Source organism: Alistipes sp. dk3624 (genome assembly GCF_009557455.1).
Classification (GTDB): Bacteria; Bacteroidota; Bacteroidia; order Bacteroidales; family Rikenellaceae; genus Alistipes_A; species Alistipes_A hominis.
In genome coordinates, this window is sequence record NZ_CP045651.1 from 924,328 (window position 1) to 947,373 (window position 23,046).

24 protein-coding genes are annotated in these 23,046 nt (G+C 56.0%); 18 read left to right on the forward strand and 6 right to left on the reverse strand.

Translation table 11 applies throughout. From position 1 onward, the window contains the following. The first annotated feature begins 27 nt into the window (after positions 1–27). The 6 genes from GFH31_RS03875 (at position 28) to GFH31_RS03900 (ending at position 4,618) form a co-directional block, all read left to right on the forward strand. Complete coding sequence (locus GFH31_RS03875) at positions 28–471, forward strand: peptidylprolyl isomerase (RefSeq protein WP_055204752.1); 444 nt, start codon at positions 28–30, stop codon at positions 469–471. After that, a complete protein-coding gene (locus GFH31_RS03880) occupies positions 471–857 on the forward strand; it encodes a DUF3127 domain-containing protein (RefSeq protein ID WP_055204751.1) in 387 nt (128 codons plus the stop codon). Before GFH31_RS03875 ends, GFH31_RS03880 begins: the two co-directional genes overlap by 1 nt. Before the next feature lie 520 nt (positions 858–1,377). Continuing rightward, positions 1,378–2,769, forward strand: coding sequence for a hypothetical protein (locus tag GFH31_RS03885; RefSeq protein WP_153498181.1), 1,392 nt, complete (start codon positions 1,378–1,380; stop codon positions 2,767–2,769). Positions 2,770–2,791: 22 nt separating this feature from the next. Then, complete coding sequence (locus GFH31_RS03890) at positions 2,792–3,340, forward strand: hypothetical protein (protein WP_153498180.1); 549 nt, start codon at positions 2,792–2,794, stop codon at positions 3,338–3,340. Between the two features lie 86 nt (positions 3,341–3,426). Further along, positions 3,427–3,975 carry a hypothetical protein gene (locus tag GFH31_RS03895; protein WP_153498179.1) on the forward strand — a complete coding sequence of 183 codons (549 nt, stop codon included), beginning with the start codon at positions 3,427–3,429 and terminating at the stop codon, positions 3,973–3,975. 91 nt (positions 3,976–4,066) lie between these two features. Beyond that, a complete protein-coding gene (locus GFH31_RS03900; protein ID WP_153498178.1) occupies positions 4,067–4,618 on the forward strand; it encodes a hypothetical protein in 552 nt (183 codons plus the stop codon). Positions 4,619–4,703: 85 nt separating this feature from the next. On the opposite strand, the gene miaB is transcribed toward GFH31_RS03900, so the two are convergent. Both miaB and GFH31_RS03910 read right to left on the reverse strand, forming a co-directional pair. Then, a complete protein-coding gene (gene miaB, locus GFH31_RS03905) occupies positions 4,704–6,074 on the reverse strand; it encodes a tRNA (N6-isopentenyl adenosine(37)-C2)-methylthiotransferase MiaB (RefSeq protein WP_118457829.1) in 1,371 nt (456 codons plus the stop codon). Positions 6,075–6,077: 3 nt separating this feature from the next. Then, a complete protein-coding gene (locus GFH31_RS03910) occupies positions 6,078–6,992 on the reverse strand; it encodes a YitT family protein (RefSeq protein ID WP_101572536.1) in 915 nt (304 codons plus the stop codon). A 126-nt stretch (positions 6,993–7,118) separates the two neighbouring features. On the opposite strand from GFH31_RS03910, the gene plsY reads away from it, so the two are divergent. Both plsY and GFH31_RS03920 read left to right on the forward strand, forming a co-directional pair. Continuing rightward, positions 7,119–7,751: a glycerol-3-phosphate 1-O-acyltransferase PlsY gene (gene plsY, locus GFH31_RS03915; protein WP_101572534.1), complete on the forward strand. Its 633-nt coding sequence runs from the start codon at positions 7,119–7,121 to the stop codon at positions 7,749–7,751. 134 nt (positions 7,752–7,885) lie between these two features. Then, positions 7,886–8,230 (forward strand): TIGR04076 family protein, encoded by a 345-nt coding sequence (locus GFH31_RS03920; protein WP_101572532.1) that lies wholly within the window; start codon positions 7,886–7,888, stop codon positions 8,228–8,230. Positions 8,231–8,417: 187 nt separating this feature from the next. Here GFH31_RS03920 and serS read toward each other — a convergent pair whose 3' ends face one another. Then, complete coding sequence (serS, locus tag GFH31_RS03925) at positions 8,418–9,686, reverse strand: serine--tRNA ligase (RefSeq protein ID WP_101572530.1); 1,269 nt, start codon at positions 9,684–9,686, stop codon at positions 8,418–8,420. A 113-nt stretch (positions 9,687–9,799) separates the two neighbouring features. Here serS and GFH31_RS03930 point away from each other — a divergent pair, with 113 nt between their 5' ends. From GFH31_RS03930 to GFH31_RS03965, 8 genes are all read left to right on the forward strand, one after another. Beyond that, a complete protein-coding gene (locus tag GFH31_RS03930; protein ID WP_101572528.1) occupies positions 9,800–10,897 on the forward strand; it encodes a glutaminyl-peptide cyclotransferase in 1,098 nt (365 codons plus the stop codon). Positions 10,898–10,918: 21 nt separating this feature from the next. After that, positions 10,919–14,578, forward strand: a complete 3,660-nt coding sequence (gene metH, locus GFH31_RS03935) for a methionine synthase (protein ID WP_153498177.1) — start codon at positions 10,919–10,921, stop codon at positions 14,576–14,578. Positions 14,579–14,606: 28 nt separating this feature from the next. After that, complete coding sequence (locus GFH31_RS03940) at positions 14,607–15,569, forward strand: methylenetetrahydrofolate reductase (protein ID WP_101572525.1); 963 nt, start codon at positions 14,607–14,609, stop codon at positions 15,567–15,569. 13 nt (positions 15,570–15,582) lie between these two features. Then, positions 15,583–16,764, forward strand: coding sequence for a M20 family metallopeptidase (locus GFH31_RS03945; protein ID WP_055204722.1), 1,182 nt, complete (start codon positions 15,583–15,585; stop codon positions 16,762–16,764). Between the two features lie 85 nt (positions 16,765–16,849). Then, complete coding sequence (locus GFH31_RS03950; protein ID WP_055204719.1) at positions 16,850–17,020, forward strand: DUF362 domain-containing protein; 171 nt, start codon at positions 16,850–16,852, stop codon at positions 17,018–17,020. Between the two features lie 70 nt (positions 17,021–17,090). Then, the gene (mqnC, locus tag GFH31_RS03955) at positions 17,091–18,191 is read left to right on the forward strand and encodes a cyclic dehypoxanthinyl futalosine synthase (RefSeq protein WP_118457833.1); all 1,101 of its coding nucleotides are present in this window, start codon (positions 17,091–17,093) and stop codon (positions 18,189–18,191) included. Between the two features lie 132 nt (positions 18,192–18,323). Further along, a complete protein-coding gene (locus GFH31_RS03960; RefSeq protein WP_055204716.1) occupies positions 18,324–18,836 on the forward strand; it encodes a ferritin-like domain-containing protein in 513 nt (170 codons plus the stop codon). A gap of 128 nt (positions 18,837–18,964) precedes the next feature. After that, positions 18,965–19,327, forward strand: a complete 363-nt coding sequence (locus tag GFH31_RS03965; RefSeq protein ID WP_055204713.1) for an arsenate reductase family protein — start codon at positions 18,965–18,967, stop codon at positions 19,325–19,327. Between the two features lie 15 nt (positions 19,328–19,342). Here the strand turns inward: GFH31_RS03965 and ribH are convergent, their stop codons facing one another. Further along, on the reverse strand, positions 19,343–19,867 hold the full coding sequence (gene ribH / locus GFH31_RS03970; protein WP_055204711.1) for a 6,7-dimethyl-8-ribityllumazine synthase: 525 nt from the start codon (positions 19,865–19,867) through the stop codon (positions 19,343–19,345). A gap of 78 nt (positions 19,868–19,945) precedes the next feature. Continuing rightward, complete coding sequence (locus tag GFH31_RS03975; protein WP_101572521.1) at positions 19,946–20,644, reverse strand: tetratricopeptide repeat protein; 699 nt, start codon at positions 20,642–20,644, stop codon at positions 19,946–19,948. A gap of 211 nt (positions 20,645–20,855) precedes the next feature. Here GFH31_RS03975 and recF point away from each other — a divergent pair, with 211 nt between their 5' ends. Together recF and GFH31_RS03985 are read left to right on the forward strand one after the other, a co-directional pair. Next, a complete protein-coding gene (gene recF, locus GFH31_RS03980) occupies positions 20,856–21,956 on the forward strand; it encodes a DNA replication/repair protein RecF (RefSeq protein WP_055204707.1) in 1,101 nt (366 codons plus the stop codon). Then, positions 21,953–22,249, forward strand: a complete 297-nt coding sequence (locus GFH31_RS03985; protein ID WP_101572517.1) for a DUF721 domain-containing protein — start codon at positions 21,953–21,955, stop codon at positions 22,247–22,249. The genes recF and GFH31_RS03985 overlap by 4 nt, the downstream gene beginning before the upstream one ends. Positions 22,250–22,344: 95 nt before the next feature. Here the strand turns inward: GFH31_RS03985 and GFH31_RS03990 are convergent, their stop codons facing one another. Beyond that, positions 22,345–23,040 (reverse strand): FKBP-type peptidyl-prolyl cis-trans isomerase, encoded by a 696-nt coding sequence (locus GFH31_RS03990; protein WP_055204703.1) that lies wholly within the window; start codon positions 23,038–23,040, stop codon positions 22,345–22,347. Between the last annotated feature and the right edge of the window lie 6 nt (positions 23,041–23,046).

Below are 23,046 nucleotides of genomic sequence, written 5' to 3' on the forward strand. Positions count from 1 at the left end.
CCAATTACCGATAACAAAAAATAAACCATGACAAAAGGAATCATACATACCGAGAAGGGGGATATGACCGTCGAGTTTTACGACAACGAAACGCCGATCGCGGTGAACAATTTCTGCAAACTGGCCGAATCGGGCTTTTACGACGGGCTGACGTTCCACCGCGTTATTCCCGATTTCGTGATCCAGGGCGGCTGTCCGCAGGGAACCGGAGCCGGCGGTCCGGGCTATACGATCAAGTGCGAGACATCGGCGGGCAAACAGTATCACGACCGGGGCGTACTGTCGATGGCGCATCGCGGCAAGGACACCGGCGGATCGCAGTTTTTCATCTGCATGAACCGCACGAATACGGCGCACCTGGACGGCGTGCACACCTGTTTCGGCCGCGTGGTCGAAGGGCTCGACGTGATCGACCAGATCCGCCAGGGCGACCTGATTCTGAACATCGAAATCTTTAAAGACCAAGCGTAATGGAATTCGAAGGAACCGTATGGCGGGTACTTCCGCTCGTCAAGGGAACGAGCGCCCGCGGCGAATGGATGAAACAAGAGGTGGTATTCGAACTGCCCGGCGAGTTCAACCGCAAACTGTGCGTCGGGTTCTGGGGCGACAAGGCGCAGGAAGCCGGCACGCTGCAACCGGGCGAATCGGTCGCCGTTTCGGCCAACGTCGAATCGCGCGAATACAACGGCCGCTGGTTTACCGAAGCGCGCGCGTGGAGAATCACCCGCAAAGCGGCCCAGCAACCGCAGCCGCAGGCTCCGGTAGCCGACGGGCTGCCGCCGATGGACGCATTCGCTTCCGACGAACCGGCCTCGACGAGTTCGTCCGCCGAAGTAGACGACCTGCCGTTCTAAACGCAACGAGGTTAGAACAGATAAAAAGCCGTTCTCCGATTGGAGAGCGGCTTTTTTGCGAAACATGCGGACCAATCCCGGAACCATTTTCTCGTCCGGCGATAACAACCGCCGTCGCACGGATACTATAAGAAATACTATTCCACCCTAAAAAACACATTTTAACATCTTTTTACGCCATAATTAATTGATTTCTCCTTGTTTTTCCATATATTGATCCAAATTATATAAAAAAGGAGGTGTATATGACATAAAACCATTATATGCAGGAACAAAGGAATATCCACTGTTATTTATTATCTAAAATTCAAATTCAAAATCAATGAATCAAAAAAAATGGCGATTAAGCTGTATAATCGCACTTATTTTTATTTGCAGTTGCCAGAGCGATCCGTATGATAATGCAGAATTTCCAAGCGCAACGAACTCTTCTTCAAAATTCTCCCCCCAAGAGGCCCGTTCCTATTTCGAACGAACCGCAGAAGATTTGCGGGCGGTCTCGTTTCGACACACGCACCCCATGCAGACAAAATCGTCGATTTGCGAACAACCGGAGTCTCAGGAGGTATTTACGCCTTTATGGAACGACCTGAGGCAAACGGACGAAAACGACCTTTGCGTCACAATGGAGATTCCGTTGGAAACGAGAGGCGGACCTTTGCTGGGCTGGTGCGAGTCGCATCTGACGGGCGATCGACCAGGCGGCGTTTCGCCGGTAGCGATCACCAGCAACCTGGTGATCAAAAAAAACATCGAAACCGACGACATTTTTTATTTTGTGGCTACCTTTATACCCGACCCGACATGCGCTCGGGAACGCAAGGGTCAAAAACATCCTTATCGGTTTATGATGGATCGGCAATACAGCGGATACGTAGTGATTTCCGACGTGACGGGCGAATATGTTACGGCTTTTTTACACCGGAACGGATCGCACTGCCAGGTACATCTCCGTATTCCCGAGTCAGAGCAACCGACGGATTCGTCCGAAGTGACCGACCGGCTGCGCCTGGCAACCCCGGGGGCGGAACTGATGACCCGGAGCGCGGACTCAGAGCAGGACGAAACGCGTTACTATTGCGCCTATTGTAACTGGCAGATCGTAAACGGCTCCTGCCCGAATCCGAACTGCAAACCGGTGGAAGTCGTAGCCTGCCCTGTCTGCCACAGTCAGGAGTGCGTCTGTTGCCCGGTCTGCAAAAGCTATCCGTGCAAATGTAACCCGAAGACGTGCACCAATGCGAATTGTCCTTACGGCGGATATTGCAACGGACTGTGCTCGACGGGCAGCGGAGGCGGCACCGGAGGGGGAGGCAGCACCGGAGGGGGTACCACCGGAGGAGGTGGAACTCCCGGAGGGAACATAACGCCGCAATCGTTCAGTTGGAAACCGGGAACTCCGTATCCGACGGTGTCAACCACCTATGTCCGGTGGAAAAATTTGTTTAATAATGCTCAGACGACTCTCGATTTTCGACTGATTTATATCAACTCGGCCATCGTAGACGATAAATTTATCATCCGCAACTTCAAATATCCCTCGAACATCGGATATGTAACAAAAGATCCATATTCGGGAAAATGGTATATAGACCTGGACGCGTCTCAGATCCCGCAGGGAACTTTTGCGGAGCAACTCATTATGGTGCATGAGTTGTATCATCTTCATCTGTATTTGAAAGCCGGTGTGACAAAACCAACTTCTTCCGACAATGATGACCATCATCGACAAATGGTCGAAGACGGAATTTATGTCGAATGGCTAAAAAAAATGTTTCCGGGGCGGCCAAATGATGAATATGATCTGATGAAATATGCAGGAACCATAAATTCTCCTATATTTCAAAATCAGCAGAAAAAGAAACAAAATAAAATAAAGAAGTTTTTTCAAAATTCAAACATCATTTACTAAATTGAATTAACATTTAATTGCAATGAGACGATTATTAATTTCAACAATTATATTCCTGGCATTTAACAACATACTATATGCCCAACCTCAACTTCGCGCAGGAGCACAAGATATGTACTTTTTCTGTTCGGCCGTAGCCGAAACAAACGACGGAATTCGAAGAGATGAAGATTTTGAAGATGATAACGATCCTCTTTATGTACACCGCCCTATCTTTTTTACGATGTACTCAAAATCGAAAGACATTTACGTTTGCTTCGATCATTACAATTACAATCCGACGGAATTGGCCAAAATTCGTTCGGTGAATCCGGCAAAAGATCAATTGGAAATTATGATTACGTCGCGTGGTATGCTGAAATTTATCTATGAACTAAAACCCATTACCTTGGAAGACAAACTGGCCTCGTTCCGTACGAAAGAAGAGGCGTGGACATGGGTGGATTCGGTCAAGGCCACCGGCAAAAGAATTTACATATTGGACTGGAACGACTCTTTTAATCAAAACGGTAACGGACAGATCAAACTGATCCAAGTAATACCAACCGCTACCAATCGGCCCCTTTACTGACAAACGGTAAATTAACTGAAAATTACCGGCGGAAAGAGTTGTACATTTCCGCCGGTTTCATTAAATTTACCTATATTGTTTCGATTATGAAACTTCTGTTATTATTCGCACTTATTTGTCCGGCCGCACTGACGGTATTCGGCGCCGAACCCCAACCGCGTGTCAAGGGCGATGCGATCTATTTCTATTGTACTTCACGCACCGATCCCGACGAAGGCGTCGAAAGAGGAGAAAATCCGGCAAACGACAATGACCCGCTTTATGTACATAGACCTATCTTTTTTCAGATGGTTTCAAAAACTAAAGATATTTATATTGATTTTGCTTTTTTCAACTACAATCCGACCGAATTAAGCAAAACCCGCCCGGTAATCCCGGCGAAAGACCAAATGGAAATCGTCACGGGACCCCGAACCATGCTGCGGTTTATCAATACGTTCAACCCGATCACGCTGGAAAACAAATTGGCATCCTTCAAAACGAAAGAAGAATCATGGGCCTGGGTGGATTCGCTTAAAGCAACCGGTAAACAGATTTACCTGATCGATTGGAATGATCCGATAAATGGTAGCGGAGGAACAGAACTCAGACTGATCCAGGTAAGGCCTACCCTTACCAACCGTCCGTCTTACTAACAAATTAAATACTAAATGATAACTATCGGCAGAAAGGTGCGATTCTTTCTGCCGATTTTCATTATATTTACAAAAACGAGCCTGTCGAATTATGAAAACATGGTTGCTATTTGTATTCGTTTGCTCAGCGGCATTCACGGCACTCGGTGTCGAACCCCAACCCCGTGTCAAAGGCGATGCGATTTATTTATACTGTTCCGCATCTACACAAGACACCCGGGAAGGCATCGAAAGATTCGAAGATGCTGAAAACGACAATGACCCGTTATTCGCGCATCGGCCGATCAGTTTCGAAATGAAATCGAAACAAAAAAACATTTACATACTCTTTTTCCATTGCAGTTTCAATCCGGCGGAACTCAGCAAAACCCGCCCGGTAGACCCCGCAAAAGATCAGATGGAAATCGTCACGGGACCCCGAACCATGTTGCGGTTTATCAATACGTTCAATCCGATCACGCTGGAAAACAAATTGGCATCCATCAAAACGAAAGAAGAATCATGGGCGTGGGCAGACTCGCTCAAAACCACCGGTAAACAGATTTACCTGATCGATTGGAATGATCCGATAAACGGTAGCGGAGGAACAGAACTCAGACTGATCCAGGTGGCACCAACAACTATCAACCGACCGCTTTTTTAGATATAAAAGCAGACTAAAAAAACCGGAGGACAGGGACATGCTTTCCGCCGGTCTGTTTTTTCAGTTTTGGGACTTTCGAAAAGAGCTAAAGCAGTTCGCCGATCAGCGTGGCCGAACTGCAATCGGTGATCCGGACGGTCGCGTATTCGCCGATCCGCCGGTCGCCGCGGTCGAAGACGACGACTTTGTTCTGCGACGTGCGGCCGAACAGCCGGTCGTCGCTGCGTTTCGAAACGCCTTCGATCAGCACTTCGAACGTGCGGCCCACGTCGCGGCGGTTGCTTTGCAGCGACAGTTCGTTCTGCAGGCCGATGATTTCGGTCAGTCGGGCCGTCTTCACGTCATCGGGCACGTCGTCGGCATAGCGGCGGGCCGCCTTGGTATTCGGGCGTTCGGAATATTTGAACATGAAGGCAAATTCGTAGCCGACTTCCCGCATCAGCGACAGCGTGTCGCGGTGATCCGCATCGGTCTCGGTGCAGAAACCGGCGATCAGATCGGTCGACAGCGCACAGTCGGGCAAGATACGCCGGATCGCGGCGATCCGGCCGAGGTACCACTCGCGGGTGTATTTTCGGTTCATCAACTCCAGCATCCGCGTGCTGCCGGACTGCGCCGGCAGGTGGATTGCGCGGCACAGGTTCTCCCGCCGCGCCATCACATGCAGCACCTCGTCGCTGAGGTCTTTCGGATGCGAAGTCGAAAACCGCACCCGCAACAGCGGATCGATCCCGGCTACCGCATCGAGCAGCGCGGCGAAGCCGGTCGAATGCCCGTCCTGTTCCCAACGGTACGAATTGACGTTCTGCCCGAGCAGCGTCACCTCGCGGTAACCGGCGTCGAACAGCTCGCGGGCTTCGCGGAGAATCGTCCGCGGATCGCGGCTGCGTTCGGCTCCGCGCGTATAGGGAACCACGCAGTACGAACACATGTTGTTGCACCCGCGCATGATCGAAATAAAAGCGCTGACGCCGTTCTTATCGAGCCGCACCGGGGCGATTTCGGCATAAGTCTCCTCCTGCGACAACAGCACGTTGACCGAACGGCTGCCGTCGCCGGCCTGCCGCAGCAGCCGAGGCAGATCGCGGTAAGAGTCCGGCCCGGCCACGATATCGACCAACTGTTCGCGCTCCATCAACTGCTCTTTCATCCGTTCGGCCATGCAGCCGATCACGCCGACGAGCAACGCTTTCTTACGCCGCTTATAAGGCTTGAACTCGCGCAAACGGCCGAGGACGCGCTGCTCGGCATTGTCGCGTACCGAACAGGTATTCACGAGGATCACGTCCGCTTCGTCGATCCGCTCGGTGTAACGGTATCCGTCGCGCTGCAGGATCGACAGCACCACTTCGCTGTCGCTGACATTCATCTGACAGCCGTAGGTTTCGATATACAGTTTACTGCCATCGCCGGACAACGGCCGCAGTTTTTTCAGATTTTCGGCATTGAAATCCATCGTTTACTCTTTTTGCGGGAAAGGCTTGAAACCGTCCCCATAAGTTTCGTCGGCATCGACAATCACGACGAACGCCGTCGGATCGATCTCGTGCACCATACTGCGCACCATCGACACCTCGCCGCGGCTCACCACCACGAAAATCACCTCCTTATCCCGCGCGGTGTACAAACCCGACGCCTTCAGGTAAGTGCCTCCGCGTCCCATTCGTTCGAGGATATATTCCCGGATCTGCTCGCGCCGGTCGGAAACGATGAACAGCAGCTTGTCGTAGCTCGCGCCGTCGAGGATATAGTCGATGACCCGCGACGAGACAAAGATAGTGACTAACGAGTAAAGCGGCAAGCGCCAGTCTCCCAAAACGATCATGCCGAACAGTACGACGCACGAATCGACGATCAGTATTCCGCGCGAAAAGCGGATGTGCGCGTAGCGCGTCAGTAACTTCGCGATGATGTCGGTGCCTCCCGACGTGGCGTGCGACTTGATGATCAGCCCGGTTCCGGCGCCGATCAGCACGCCGCCGAAGATACACGGCAGGAACATGTCCTGCGACAGATTCATGGCTCCGCCGAACAGCGTTTCGGGACTCTCGCCGAAAAGCCACGTCATCGCGTTCATCGAAAGGGGGATCAACAGCGCGGAAAAAATCGTTTTCGCCCCGAACGCCCGCCCGAATACCTTCATCCCGACCAGCAGCAGCGGGATGTCGAGCATCAGGCCGAACGTCCCGACCTGCACCGACGGAAACAGATAGTGCAGCACGATGCCGGCGCCGTACACCCCTCCCGGCACGATGCGGTACGGGTTCATAAACAACACGAACCCGGCGGACAGCACGACACTGCCGACGAACACGTAAATCCACGAAACGACGGACTGTCTCGCAAGCCATCGGTCGTATACTTTCGGAATCATAACATTCCTCCTTTTTCTATTTTCGTTCCAATAAATAACAAAAGTAATCAATTCTGTTAAAAACCAAACTCCGGATTTCGTTTATGCGTTTTATTTGCCTAATTTTGCGGCTTAACGCGAAAAATCATGGTACTCAATATAACCTTAATCGTCATTGCTTATCTGCTGGGATCCATTCCGAGCGCCGTATGGATCGGCCGCCGCTTTTACGGCATCGATGTCCGCGAACACGGCAGCCATAACGCCGGAGCGACCAACACGCTGCGCGTGCTGGGGCTGCGGGCGGCGCTTCCTGTCTTCGGGATCGACATGCTGAAAGGATTCGTCGCGGTGATGCTGTCGCACCTGACCGCTTACGAAAACGGCAGCGACGCGATGTTCGACCTGAAGATCGCGCTGGTGGCGGCAGCCGTGATCGGGCATATCCTGCCGCTGTTCGCCGGGTTTCGCGGCGGCAAGGGCGTCGCCACGCTGGCGGGAGCGGTGTTGGCCGTCTATCCGTCGGCCGTGTTGTTGTGCCTGCTGATTTTCGGGATCGTCTTCGTAACCACCCACTACGTATCGCTCGGTTCGATCAGCGCCGGGATCGCGTTCCCGATCTTCGTAATCGGCGTATTCGGCGAACGGTCGGTATCGCTGATCGTATTCAGTTGCGTCATCGCGGTGTTGCTGCTGTATACCCACCGCAGGAACATCCAGCGGCTGTTCGACCACAGCGAATCGAAGACCTATCTGTTCAAAAAAAAGGACAAAAAATAACCGCTTCCCGGAACAACCCGTTTGCAAAGGAGCCTGAAAAAGAATTTCCCAAAATTCGTTATTTTTAAGAAAACGCATCCTGCCCCCGCCGGCACAGACGATCTTACCCGACGCAGGGCAAAAACAGATCCGATATGAAAAAAGTGAAAATAACGGTGCTGAAAACCACCCTGGACGAAGAACTGGCCAAAGAGTACGGGGCCGAAGGACTGACCGCATGCCCGATGCTGAAACAGGGACAAACGTTTTATGCGGATTACGCCCGCCCCGAAGGATTCTGCGACGAAGCGTGGAAAGCGATCTACCAATACGCGTTCGCCCTGGCCCACGGAGCGGGAAACGGTCTTTTCTATTACGGCGACTGGATCCGGAAACCGGGAATGGCGATCTGCAGTTGCAACGACGGACTGCGTCCCGTGATTTTCAAGCTGGAAGCGACCGACGAAGAATCGACGATCGACTACACTCCGGTGCGGTAATTCGGCCCCGGCCGGAAACGCCGGAAGCGGAAAACCGTTCCCGCGCTTCCGAAACCGGCACTCACTCCGGCACGCCCACGGCGCATACCGGAGTTTGCTCCGCCCGCCGCGACAGGAACGTCGGATACCCATAAAAAAACGGACGGCAGCCCCGCGAGGCCTGCCGTCCGTTTTTAAAACCCGGTCGTCAGATCCGGTCGAAACGCGTGTATTGGGCCAACGCCGCCGGGATACGAATATTCTCCGGAGTCTGGTTGTTCTCCAGCAACGCCGCCAGGATACGCGGCAGAGCCAGCGAACTGCCGTTCAGCGTATGGGCCAACTGCGTTTTCTTATGAGCATCGCGGTAGCGCAGCTTCAACCGGTTTGCCTGGAACGACTCGAAATTCGATACGGACGACACCTCGAGCCAACGTCCCTGCGCCGCCGAATAGACTTCGAAATCATACGTAATCGCCGACGTGAAACTCATGTCGCCGCCGCAAAGTCGCAGAATCCGGTACGGCAGTTCCAGTTTTTGGACAATGCTTTCCACATGCGCGATCATCCCGTCCAGCGCCTCGTAAGAGCGGTCGGGATGCGCCAGTTGGACGATCTCCACCTTATCGAACTGGTGCAGCCGGTTCAATCCGCGCACATCCTTGCCGTAGGAGCCCGCTTCCCGGCGGAAACAGGGCGTATAAGCGGTCATCTTGATCGGAAAATCGGATTCGTCGAGGATTACGTCGCGGTAGATGTTCGTCACGGGCACTTCGGCCGTCGGGATCAGGTAGTAATTGTCGAGCGTCACATGGTACATCTGCCCCTCTTTGTCGGGCAACTGCCCGGTACCGAAGCCCGACGCCTCGTTGACCATCAGCGGCGGCATGATCTCGGTATAACCGGCAGCCGTATTGCAGTCGAGGAAAAACGCGATCAACGCGCGCTGCAGCGCAGCGCCCTTGCCTTTATAAACGGGAAAACCGGCCCCGGTCAGCTTGACACCCAGTTCGAAATCGATCAGGTCGTATTTGCGGGCCAATTCCCAGTGCGGCAACGCTCCTTCCGGAAGCGCGGGATTCGTCCCGCCCATACGCACCACCACGTTATCGGCCGCCGTCTTGCCGCGCGGCACGTCCTTGTTCGGGAAATTCGGCAACGTCACGATCACGGCGTTCAGCTCTTCGCCTACGGCCCGCAACCGCTCCTCCATGCTCCGCGAGCGTTCCTTCAACTGAACCGTTTTCGCCTTAGCGGCTTCGGCCTCCTCCTTTTTGCCCTGTTTGAACAGCATACCCACTTCCTTGGCGATGGCATTTTGCTGCGCCAGGCATGCATCCAATTGAGCCTGAATAGATTTACGTTCATCGTCCAGCGCTTCGATCTTCTCGACGGCCTCTGTGGCATCCACCCCCTTGACGGCCAAACGTTCCAGCGTAAACGCCTTGTCTTCCCTGATTTGCTTAAGTGTCAGCATTTGGTTTCGATCTTTTTAAATTTTTGTATACTGCTTTCGTTCGTTTTTACGTAATATCAGTGAGGCAAAGATACTATTTTTTCGTACCTTTGTAACCTGTGAATTCATAATTTATGGACATCCGGAAAAACATATCGCCGCTGGTCGTACTGCTGTTTTGCCTGTTAAGCGCATGCGTAGGAACCGGAGGAGCGAAAGCCGACGGCGTTTCTGAAAAGAAACGGGAACAGACGGAAAAGAAAAAAGCCGGCCTGATACGCAGCGTATCGCCGCTGTACGGCACCTACGTCACGCAGGGGGAATCGCAGCGGATCGTAGCGGAACTCGGCGCGGAAGTCGATAGCGTCGTTTTGTCGATCGGCGGCAGCCGCGTGACGGCGCTCGACACGGCGGGTTACGTGTATGCCACCGACGGGAAACACCCCACCGGACGGATCGTTTACCGAATCACCGCCTACCGCGACGGCGACAGCGACAGCCGCACCGGCGAATTTACCATCCTGGCCGCAAAAGCGCCCATACTGTACGGACACAAGGTGCTCAGGCAATATCCGCACAACGCCGACTCGTATACGCAGGGCCTGCTGTGGCACAACGGCTCGCTGTACGAAAGCACCGGCCTCGAGGGACGTTCGTCGGTACGCAGGGTCGAACTCGCCACCGGCAGGCCGGTCGTCACCAAAAAACTGGACGACAACCTGTTCGGCGAAGGCCTCGCGCTGCTGGACGGCAAGCTGTACCAACTGACCTGGCAAAACAACAAGGCGTTCGTCTACGATCTGGAAACGTTCGACAAAGTCGGCGAATTCGATTACAGCGGCGAAGGCTGGGGACTGACCACCGACGGGAAGCACCTGTATATGAGCGACGGCAGCGAAAAAATTTATGTCCTCGACCCGGAAACTTTCCGGCGGATACGCACGATCGAAGTCTATACCGACCAGAGCAAGGTAGCCTACGTCAACGAGATGGAGTGGATCAAAGGCGAAATCTGGGCCAACGTCTACATGACCGACACCATCATCCGGATCGACCCGCAGACCGGCGCGGTGACCGGAGCGATCGACATGAGCGGACTGCTCTCCGAAGCGGACGTCACGCCGGCGACCGACGTGCTGAATGGCATCGCCTACGACGCCAGAACGGGCCGGATTTTCGTCACCGGCAAAAACTGGAACAAACTATTCGAAATTTCGGTCCATCCGAAGTAGGGCCGACTCCACAATTTACGTATGCTGAAATTTTCGATACACGACCAGAGCGCGCGCCGAATCCTGATCCTCGACGGCGGACTCGGAACGATGATACAGGGCTACGGCCTGAGCGAAGAGGATTACCGCGGAACGCGTTTTGCAGATTGGAAAATCCTGCTGAAAGGGTGCAACGACCTGCTCGTGCTGACCCGTCCGCAAGTGATCGCCGAAATCCACGAAGCCTATCTCAAAGCGGGAGCCGACATCATCTCGACCGACACGTTCAACGCCAGCGCGGTATCGATGGCCGATTACGGGCTCGAGGCGTATGTTTATGAGATGAACCGGGCGGCGGCGGCGCTGGCCCGCAAAGTCGCCGACGGCTATACGCTCCGCAATCCATCGAAACCGCGCTTCGTAGCCGGTTCGATCGGCCCGACCAATCGCACGGCGTCGATCTCGCCGGACGTCAACAATCCGGGTTACCGGGCGGTGACGTTCGACGACCTTCGGGCATCCTATGCCGAACAGGTGCGCGGTCTGCTGGACGGCGGAGCGGACGTGCTGCTGATCGAGACGATCTTCGACACGCTGAACGCGAAAGCCGCGCTGTTCGCCATCGAGGAGACTTTCGCCGAACGCGGAAGACGGATTCCGGTGATGGTCTCCGGAACCATCACCGACGCCAGCGGACGGACGCTGTCCGGGCAAACGATCGAGGCTTTCTACGCTTCGATCGCCCATGCGAATCCTTTTTCGGTAGGACTGAACTGCGGCTACGGCGCCGAACTGATGCTGCCTTACATCGAACGGCTGGCGGCGGTCGCCGGGTGCGCCGTATCGTCGCACCCGAACGCCGGACTGCCGAACGGCTTCGGCGGTTACGACGAAACGCCCGAAATGATGGCGGCAACGATCGGAACCTACCTGGACAAAGGCCTGCTGAACATCGTCGGCGGATGCTGCGGCACGACGCCGGAACACATCGCCGCCATCGCGCAAGTCGCATCGAAATACACGCCGCGCGCAATCCCGGAACCGGAGCACGTAACTACGCTCAGCGGACTGGAAACGCTGCGGATCACGCCCGAAGCTAACTTCGTCAACGTCGGCGAACGGACGAACGTGGCCGGATCGGCCAAATTCGCCGGCTTGATCCGTGAAAAAAAATACGAAGAAGCGCTGTCCGTAGCGCGGCAGCAAGTCGAAGGCGGCGCTCAGATCGTCGATATCTGCATGGACGACGGGCTGATCGACGGCCCGACGGCGATGCGCGACTTCCTGAACCTCGTGATGTCCGAACCGGACATCGCACGGGTCCCGGTCATGATCGACTCGTCGAAATGGGAAGTGCTCGAAACGGGGCTCAAATGCGTGCAGGGTAAATCGGTAGTCAACTCGATCTCGTTGAAAGAAGGCGAGCGGGAGTTCCTGCACCGGGCCGGACTGATCCGCCGTTACGGAGCGGCGGCCGTCGTAATGCTGTTCGACGAACAGGGTCAGGCCGATACTTTCGAACGGAAAATCGCGGTCGCCGGCCGCGCCTACGAATTGCTGACCGAAAACGGCTTCCCGGCCGAAGACATCATCTTCGATCCCAACGTGCTGTCGGTAGCCACCGGTATCGAAGAACACGACGGCTACGGCATCGACTTCATCCGCGCCTGCGGCTGGATCAAGGCCAACTGTCCGTATGCGAAGGTCAGCGGCGGGGTCAGCAACCTGTCGTTCTCGTTCCGAGGCAACAACAAGGTGCGCGAGGCGATGCATTCGGTATTCCTGTACCATGCGATCGCCGAAGGGATGGACATGGGCATCGTCAACCCGTCGATGCTGCAGGTGTACAGCGAAATTCCTTCCGAATTGCTGGAACTATGCGAAAACGTCGTGCTGAACCGGCGTCCCGACGCGACCGAACGGCTGACCGCATACGCACAGCAACTCAAGGATAAAAGCGGCACCGTGTCCGACGATACGCAACGGCTACAGTGGCGCAAAGGGAGTGTCGACGAACGGCTGGCGCACGCCATGCTGAAAGGAATCACCGATTTTATCGACGAAGACACCGAAGAAGCCTACCGGTCGCTGGGCAATGCGCTGGCCGTGATCGAAGGGCCGCTGATGAACGGCATGAACCGGGTCGGCGAATTGTTCGGCAGCGGAAAGATGTTCCTGCCGCAGGTGGTCAAGAGCGCCCGCGTGATGAAACGCGCCGTCGCGGTGCTGACTCCCTACATCGAACAGGAGCGCAGCGAAGGACGCGCCGCATCGGCCGGGAGGATCGTCGTGGCGACGGTCAAGGGCGACGTGCACGACATCGGCAAAAACATCGTCTCGGTGGTGCTGGCCTGCAACGGCTATCAGATCGAAGACCTCGGCGTGATGGTCGAGACGGGACGGATCGCCGACGCCGCCTCGAAATGGCAGGCCGACGTGATCGGACTCAGCGGACTGATTACCCCGTCGCTCGAGGAGATGGCCAAAGTAATCGTCTCGGTCGAACAGATGGGCCTGAAGATCCCGATTCTGATCGGCGGCGCCACCACGTCGGACATGCACACGGCGGTCAAACTGGCCCCGCTGTACAGCGGCCCGGTGATCCACGTCAAAGACGCGTCGGAAGACGTGCGGATACTCGGCGAACTGAATTCGGCGCACCGCGAAGACTTTTTGCGGAACCTGCGGACAGAGCAGCAGCGGCTGCGCGAAGAGTTCGTCCGCAAAGAGAGCGGCAAAACCTACCGCACGCTCGCCGAAGCCCGCGCCCGCGCACTGAGAATCGACACGAGCCGGATCGCGCGGCCCGCGCGCACGGGACGTTTCGTTTTCGCGGACTACCCGTTGGACGAAATCGCGAAACTGATCAACTGGAGTTACTTTTTTGCCGGCTGGGGACTGGCCGGACGCTACCCCGCCCTGCTGGACGACCCGATCAAAGGCGAAGAAGCCCGCAAACTGTTCGCTGACGCGCAGGAGCTATTGCAGCAAATCATCGACAACAAATGGCTGAGGACCAACGGCGTCGTCGGAATTTACCCGGCGACCGGCGACGGCGACGACATCGTGCTGTACGCAGACGACAGCCGGCGGCAGGAACTCCTGCGGCTGCCGCAGTTGCGCAACCAACAACCCGACGACGAAACGAACCTGTCGCTGGCCGACTTCGTCGCTCCGGCAGGCAGCGGAATAGCAGACTACGTCGGCGCGTTCGCCGTAACGGCGGGCATCGGCCTGAACGAACTGGCCGAACGTTTCCGCCGCGACAACGACGACTACCGCGCCATCATGACCAAGTTGCTCGGCGACCGGCTGGCCGAAGCCTTCGCCGAAACGTTGCACCGGCGGGTGCGCACCGAACTGTGGGGATACGAAAAACCGGACGCATTCACGCCGAAAGAGCTGTTCGCCGGACGGTACCGGGGTATCCGCCCGGCATTCGGCTACCCCTCGTGCCCGGATCACTCGATGAAAGAGGACATCTTCCGGCTGATGCGGGTGACCGAAGCGACCGGCATCGCGCTGACCGAATCGTACATGATGACGCCCGGCGAATCGACCTGCGGCCTGATCTTCGGCTGCGAGGAGGCCCGTAACTTCTCGATAGACAAGATAGACGGCGAACAACTCGCCGATTACGCGGCAAGGAGGAACGTCGATCCGGAAAAACTGAAAACAATCATGCCGCAGCACCTGCGGTAGCGCCATAGCGAAATTAAAAACCTATTTCATGCACATTACCGACATCATACGAAAAGCCGGCGCGGAAGGCAAACCCCGTTTCTCGTTCGAACTGCTGCCGCCGCTCAAAGGCGACGGAACACAGCGCACGTTCGAAGCGATCGACCCGCTTATGGAATTCTCCCCGATCTTCTGTAGCGTCACCTACCACCGCGAGGACGTCAAATACGTCGAAAAAGAAAACGGTCTGCTCGAACGGCACACGGTACGCCGGCGGCCGGGGACGGTCGGCATTTCGGCGGCCATCATGCAGCGGTACGGCCTGACCGTCATCCCGCACCTGATCTGCGGCGGCCAGTCGCGCTACGACATCGAAGACGCCCTGATCGACCTGGACTTCCTGGGAATACAAAACGTGCTGGCGCTCCGCGGAGACAATCTGAAAGGAGAACACACGTTCCGCAACCACCCGGACGGACACCTGCACGCGTCGGAGCTGGTCGAGCAGATCGAACGGATGAACCGAGGCGTTTTCATCGACGGCGAGGTCGAACAGTGCCACAACACGAATTTCTGCATCGGCGTGGCCGGTTACCCCGAGAAACACGCCGAAGCCCCGAACAAAGCCGAAGACCTGCGCCGGCTGAAAGAGAAAGTAGACGCCGGCGCCGCGTACATCATCACGCAGATGAGTTTCGACAGCGCGAAAATCCTGTCGTTCATCGACGACTGCCGCGCGGCCGGAATCGACGTGCCGATCGTTCCGGGCATCAAGCCGTTCTCGACGAAAGCCCAGCTCACGATGCTGCCTCAGATTTTCCATGTCGACCTGCCCGAAGCGTTGGTCGAAACGGTGAAGCGGTGTAACAACAACGCCGAAGTGCGCGAAGCGGGCGTCGAATGGGCCATTGCACAGGGACGCGAGCTGATCGCGGCCGGAATTCCCGTCCTGCATTTTTACACGATGGGAAAGACCGACAACATGGTCAAGATCGCCCGCGCGTTATTCTAAAAACCGAGAACCTATGGACTACGAATCGATTAAAAAACACGCGAAGGCCGTTTCCGAACAGGTATTGACCGTCCGCAGGACGATCCACTCCCGGCCGGAGCTGTCGTTCGAAGAGCACGAAACGGCGGATTACATCGCCGCACAGCTTACCGAAGCGGGAATCCTGTTCCGCAGGATCGCCGGAACGGGTATCCTGGCGCGCATCGAAGGGCACGGCGACCTGCAACGCTGCGTGGTGCTCAGGGCCGACACGGACGCGCTGCCGATCTGGGAGGAAACCGGACTCGAATGCGCCTCCCGGCACGACGGAGTGATGCACGCCTGCGGGCACGACATGCACACCGCCTGCCTGCTCGGCGCGCTGCTCGTGCTGAACCGGCACAAATCGGAGATCGCCGGAACCGTGTTCGGGCTGTTCCAGCCCGGCGAAGAGGTTTGCCCCGGAGGCGCGTCGATGGTCATGGCAGAAGACCCGTTCCGCGATTACCGGGTGGTCGCATTCGTCGGGGAGCACGTCGCCCCGGAAATGGCAGTGGGAAACCTCGGTTTCCGCAGCGGAAAGTACATGGCTTCGAGCGACGAATTGTGGATAGAAGTACACGGCACCGGCGGCCACGGCGCCCTGCCGCACACGATGACCGATCCGGTCGTAGCCGCCGCCGCGCTGATCACGTCGCTGCAACAGGTGGTCAGCCGCAACAACAACGCCACGATCCCGACCGTGCTGTCGATCGGGCGGGTCATCGCCAACGGAGCGACCAACGTCATTCCGCCGGTCGTACAAGTCGCCGGGACGCTGCGCACGATGGACGAACGGTGGCGCGCGCAGGCCAAACGGCGCATTCACGAGATCGCCGCCGGAGTCGCCGCGGCCCATTGCGTTACGGCCGAAGTGAAAATCCCGGAAGGATATCCGTGCGTGGTCAACGATCCGGCGCTGACCGTCCGCGCCCGCAGCATCGCCGCCAAACTCTGGGGCAAGGAGCACGTCGAAGAGCTCGACCTGCGGATGACCGCCGAAGATTTCGGCACCTACACGGAACGCTACCCCAGCCTCTTTTTCAGGCTCGGCACCGCGCGTAAAAACGGCGAATGCGGCGGCGCGTTGCACACCGCTACGTTCAACCCGGACGAACAAGCGCTGGATTACGGCGTGGTCACGATGGCCGTATTCGCCCTGGAGTTTCTGCAATAATCCGCCAAATTTATTCGTTGTTAACTTGACTCGTATATAGAATAATTATACATTTGCGTCGTGGAACTCTTAAAACAAACAGAAAATGGCTTACAAAATCAGTAAAGACACATGCACCGCTTGCGGTACCTGCATCGACGAATGCCCGGTGGGAGCTATCTCCGCAGGGGATGTCTATGTAATCGATCCCGAGTCCTGCACCGAGTGCGGTACCTGCGCCGACGTTTGCCCGACCGAATCCATTTCGCTGGAATAATACGGCCACGCAACGTGGGAAAATAGAACCGCTTTCTCTTCGGAGAAGCGGTTTTCCTATTTAAAAAACGATGGACAACGAAAAAATATACCGCAAGGCGCTCGCCCTCGAACCGCTGACCGCCGGCGAGGCGATGCGGCTGTACGACACCGCCCCGACCGGCGAGTTGACGTTACTCGCATGGGAACTGCGCCAAAAGCAGGTTCCGGGCGACGTGGTAACGTGGCAAATCGACCGCAATGTCAACATCACGAACGTCTGCATTTCGGGTTGTAAATTCTGCAATTTTCACTGCAAGCCGCACCAGACCGAACGGGCCTACGTCACCACGATCGAACAGTATGCCCAAAAAATCGAGGAAACCCTCGCGCTGGGCGGCGACCAACTGTTGTTGCAGGGCGGCCTGCACCCGAAACTGGGGATCGATTTTTACGAAAACCTGTTCCGGGAGCTGAAAACGCGCTATCCGCAGATCCGACTGCATGCGCTCGGCGCGCCCGAAGTATTCCACATCGCCCGGATCAGCGGGCTGGACACGGAAACGACGCTGCGACGGCTGGTCGACGCGGGACTCGACTCGCTGCCCGGAGCCGGAGCCGAAATCCTCGACAACGGGGTGCGGCGGACTATCTCGCCCGGCAAGCCGAACGCCGACCAATGGCTCGACGTCATGCGCACCGCGCACCGCCTCGGCCTGGCGACCTCGGCAACGATGATGTACGGGCACGTAGAAACGCCGCGGCAACGCATCGAACACCTGATCCGAATCCGCGACCTGCAGGCCGAATGTCCGGCCGGAAACTACGGATTCATCGCCTTCATCCCGTGGATCTTCCGCGCGAGCGGAACGCAGCTCGAACGCGAGGGCGTAAGCGCCCGGTTCGTTCCGCTCGAATACCTACGGATCATCGCGATCAGCCGCATCGTCCTGCACAACATCCGCAATATACAGGCTTCGTGGCTGACGGTCGGCAAAGCGACCGCGCAAATGGCGCTGCACGGCGGCGCCAACGATATGGGATCGATCATGATCGAAGAAAACGTCGTCTCGTCGGCCGGCGCGCACAATCGTTTCGACGCGCAGGGTATCCGGCAGGCGATCCGAGAGGCGGGCTTCGTGCCGCGCCTGCGCAACCAGTTATACGAATTCCGGGACGAACCGTCCGCATAGGAACACCCGGAACGGGCCAAGTTATTCTGTACACGGGACTTTTCCGAAACATTCCGACAATCCCGCCGCGATTTAGCACAATATTTGCACGAACCGTTTCCAAACCGTCATTAATCACTAAAACGCAAAACGATGAAACAGGTAAGTGCAGAGGTGCTAAACCTCGATGTTCAGAAACTGATCGAAATGCTTAACGCCGCCCTGTGCGAAGAGTGGCTGGCCTACTACCAATATTGGGTAGGCGCGCGCGTCACGGAAGGCCCGATGCGCAGCGAAATCGAATCGGAAATGCTCAAGCATGCCGACGAAGAACTGTCGCACGCCGTCAAACTGATCGATCGGATCATCCAGCTCGGCGGCACGCCCGTGCTCAGTCCCGACCAATGGATGAAAATGGCCCGGTGCAAATACGAAGCGCCGACCGACCCGTACATCGAAACCGTTCTCGAACAGAATCTGCGCGGCGAACGCTGTGCAATCAAGCGCTACCAGGACATCGCCGACTTTACGAGCGGGATCGACTATACAACCGCCAAAATGGCCGTCGAAATCCTCGAAGACGAACTGGAACACGAGCAAGACATCATCTCGTTCCAGCGCGACATCACTTCGCTGAAAAAGACGCTCGACAAAATGATGAAATAAAACAACCCGGTTACGGACATAAGAGGGAATCCCGCTATTTGCGGGATTCCCTCTTATGTTGCCGAAACTGCGGCGCGGCCCGGAAAAATTTCCTAAATTTGTCCGTACTTCAAAAAAAACGGAACGTCATGAAATACCTGTTTCTTCACTATCCAAAGTGCGGCACCTGCATCAAAGCCGCCAAATGGCTGCGGGCGAACGGCATCGACGTCGAAGCGCGCGACATCACGCTGCAAAACCCGACCGCGCAGGAACTCTCCGCATGGATTCCCGCCAGCGGACTGCCGATCCGGAAATTCTTCAACACCAGCGGGCTGAAATACAGGGAACTGAACCTGAAAGAAAAAATGGAAACAGCAACCCGCGAAGAGTTGCTGTCCGTACTCGCCTCCGACGGCAAGCTGGTCAAACGCCCGTTGTTGGTCGCCGCAGACTTCGTGCTGGTCGGCTTCGACGAAACCGCATGGCGGCAACGGCTGGCGGTACGCTAAAAACCTTCAGGCTGATTAGTTGATCTTCTTTCGGTCGGCTTCGGTCTCTTCGGGCTCCATCTCTATCTGCAAAGCGATCATCTTGATGACCGCAGCGGCGGCTTCGTCCCCCTTGTTGCCGTACTTTCCACCGGCACGGTCGATGGCCTGCTGCAAATTCTCAGTCGTCAGCACCCCGAAGGCCACCGGCATGTTCCACGACAGCATCAACTGCGTAACGCCCTGCGTAACGCCCTGGCACACATAATCGAAATGCCGCGTCTCGCCCTGGATCACGCAGCCCAGCACGATCACGCCGTCCACATCGGTGTACTCGGCGAAAAACTGCGCTCCGAGGGAAAGTTCGAACGTCCCGGGGACGCGTTTCACTTCGATATTCTGTTCGTCGCACCCGGCGTTTTTCAACGTACGCACCGCTCCTTCGAGCAACGCGCCGGTGATCTGCTCGTTCCACTCCGACACCACGATGCCGATCCTCATATCCGCCGCCGAGGGCAGTTCCGTTCCTATTTCCGACAAATTTTTATGAATCGTCGCCATATCTTTTATTTATAGTTTAAGTCAAAAAAGGTTGCCGTACAACACAGCAACCTTTCGGTTTATGGATTCCGTAAACGGTTACTGCTGCTGAATTCGCCCGATGTATTTCTGAATATCGCGGGCCTCCATGCTGGTCGGATAATCGACCTCGACCGCCTCGTACGCCGCGAGCGCCTTGGCATTGTCGCCGAGCTTTTCGTACACTTCGCCGGCTTTTTTCAGGTAGTAAGGCGCCGTAAGCGGATCGCTGCTCGTGGCGACGGCTTTTTCATACGACTTGGCAGCCTCGGCGTAATCGCCCATCTGGACATAAACGTCGCCCCGCAGTCCGTAGTTCTGCGCGGCCAGCAAAGCGGACGGCACGTCGTCGGTCGAGCCTTTGTACTGAGTCAGGTAGTCCAGCGCTTCCTGGTACTGTCCCAGGCGCAGGTAGCAGATTCCGGCGTAATGCCTGGCTACGTTGCCCGTTCCGGTCGAACCGTATTTTTCGATCACCTGCAGGAAACCGGCGAAATTACCGTCCCCGTTCAGCGCCAGTTTGAACGAATCCTGGGCGAACTGCTGCTCGGCGGCGAACATCATCGCCGAAGCCTTCTCCATCCGAGGAACGGCGACCAGGTATTTATATCCGAAGAAACCTCCCACCACGATGATAACGACTCCCAAAGCGGTCAGCAGCGACCGGCTGTTTCGCATGATAAAAGCCTCGACGCGACCGATCGCCGATGCGATGGCTACCTCGGGATCTTTTTCGGCCTGCGGTTTGTTTTGTACCATAATCGATTCAAAAATTAAAATTTACATACTTACGAAATGCAAAAGTAACCTTTTTTAGGGAAATTAAAACTATTTCAGCATCTTTTTTATCTTTGCCCGCCTCCGGAGCGACGCCCGCAAAATCCTTCCGTCGGCATCCGGGAAGCAAAAAACCGCGCGCCGCGGAATATTCCCGAAAATTAAGTATCTTTGGGAACGTAAAAACAACCTTATGCACCTCCACAAACTGTCGCTGATCGACTTCAAGAACATTGCGGAAGCCCATATCGAGCTTTCGCCGCAGATCAACTGTCTGGTAGGCGACAACGGAACCGGCAAAACCAACCTGCTCGACGCCGTACATTACCTGTCGGTCGGTAAAAGCGGATTCAATTTTGCCGATTCGCAGTGCATACGCCACGGTGCGGACGCATTTTTGATCGACGGCGTTTACCGGACGTCCGAAGATCGCAGCGAGCACATCGTTTGCTCGTACAAAAAAAATTCTCAGAAAAAGTTGTGCCGCGGCGGGAAGGAGTACGAAAAGCTGTCCGATCACTTCGGACTGATCCCGCTGGTGATGGTCACCCCGTCGGACACCGCGCTGATCAACGAATCGGGCGAGGAGCGGCGCAGGTACATGAACAGTCTCATTTCGCAGCTCGACCGGAAATACCTCGCGACATTGGTGCGGTACAACCACCTGCTCGCCGAACGGAACAAACTGCTCAAGGCGCAGCAAACGCCGAACTTTTCCGAAATAATGGAAGTGATCGATCTACAGATGGCGGCTCTCGGAACGGATATCAACGCAAGGCGCAAACAACTGATTGACGAACTGGCGCCGCACGTAGCGCGATATTACGCCGCACTGTCCGGCGACCGAGAACAAATCAAACTGAAATACCGGTCGGAACTGAACCAACTGCCGTTCGATGAAATCTTGCGCGATGCGCAGCCACAAGACCGGGCGAACCAATACACTACGCGCGGCGTGCACCGTGACGACCTACGTATGACCCTCGGCGACTATACGTTGCGCAAATACGGTTCCCAGGGACAACAGAAGTCGTTTCTCATCGCGCTGAAGTTGGCCCAGTTCGATCTGATAGCCGGCCACAGTCCGGTTCGGCCGATCCTGCTGCTGGACGACATCTTCGACAAGCTCGACATGCAGCGCGTCGAACAGTTGATCCGCATCGTGACCAGCGAACGTTTCGGTCAGATCTTCATTACCGACTGCAACAAAGTCCGGCTCGAAAACGTACTGCACAGCAACGGATGCCGGTACACCCTGTTCAACGTAACCGACGGCGAAATCCGAACGGCATGAGAAGACGCGACCCGATCCGGATAGGCGATGCGCTGAACGATTTTTTCACGTCCACGCCGACGATCGCCCGCAAAATAGCCGAAGCGCGGATTCCGGACGTGTGGCCGCGCGTGGTCGGAGACATCGTCGCATCGTATACCGTCCGGCTCGAGATCAAGACGGGCGGACGGTTGTTCGTCTACCTCAGTTCGTCAGTCGTCCGCAACGAGATCTTCATGCAGCGCGCGGCGCTCAAAGAGGCGATCAACCGGGCCGTCGGCAGCGACATCCTGACGACGATCATCGTCAAATAGCCGCCGCGAAATTCCGCCGCCCCTTTTCAAAGAAACCGATAAAAAACCGGGAAGCGTTTACACGCTTCCCGGATCTCTCTGCTCGGAGCGAAAAATTATTTCGTAGCCGAATCCGCAGGAATCACGTCGATCAGATCGACTTCATAGTACAATGCCGAGTTGGCGGGAATCATCTGACCGCGGCCCTGTTTGCCGTAAGCCAGTTCGGACGGCAGCCACAGTTTGATTTTGCCGCCTTTGCCTACCAACTGCATACCTTCGGCCCAACCCGGGATTACGCCCTTCAACGTAATGTTGGCGGTATCCTTGCTGTCATAGGTATTCTGCAGATCCTTTCCTTTGCGGTCGGTCATCTTGTAGAGTACGCGTACGGTCGAAGCCGAATCGGGTTTCACGCTCTCGTCACCCATTTCAACGATCTCGTACAGCAGGCCCGAAGCGGTCTTCTTCACGTTGCTTCCTTTTTCGGCTTCGGCGATGAATTCCGCGCTGGCGATACTGTCTTTACGGGGTTTAACCACCGTGTAGTATTCGCGCATAAAGTTATAGGCGGCCTCCTTGCTCATCACGGAAGTATCGCTCTTGGCAACGTCCTGCATCGCTTTTGCGATCACCGCCAGATTCAGGTTGGCGTCCAACATCGTATCCATGTTCTGGATATAGCTGCCCATATCCAGGCCCATAGCATAGGCCAGCGAATCTTCGGTCGATTTGAGGCTGCCTCCGCCGGTCGAGGTGCAGGCGCCGAGGAAAAGGGCGGCTACACCGCTTAAAATAACAACTTTTTTCATTTTTTT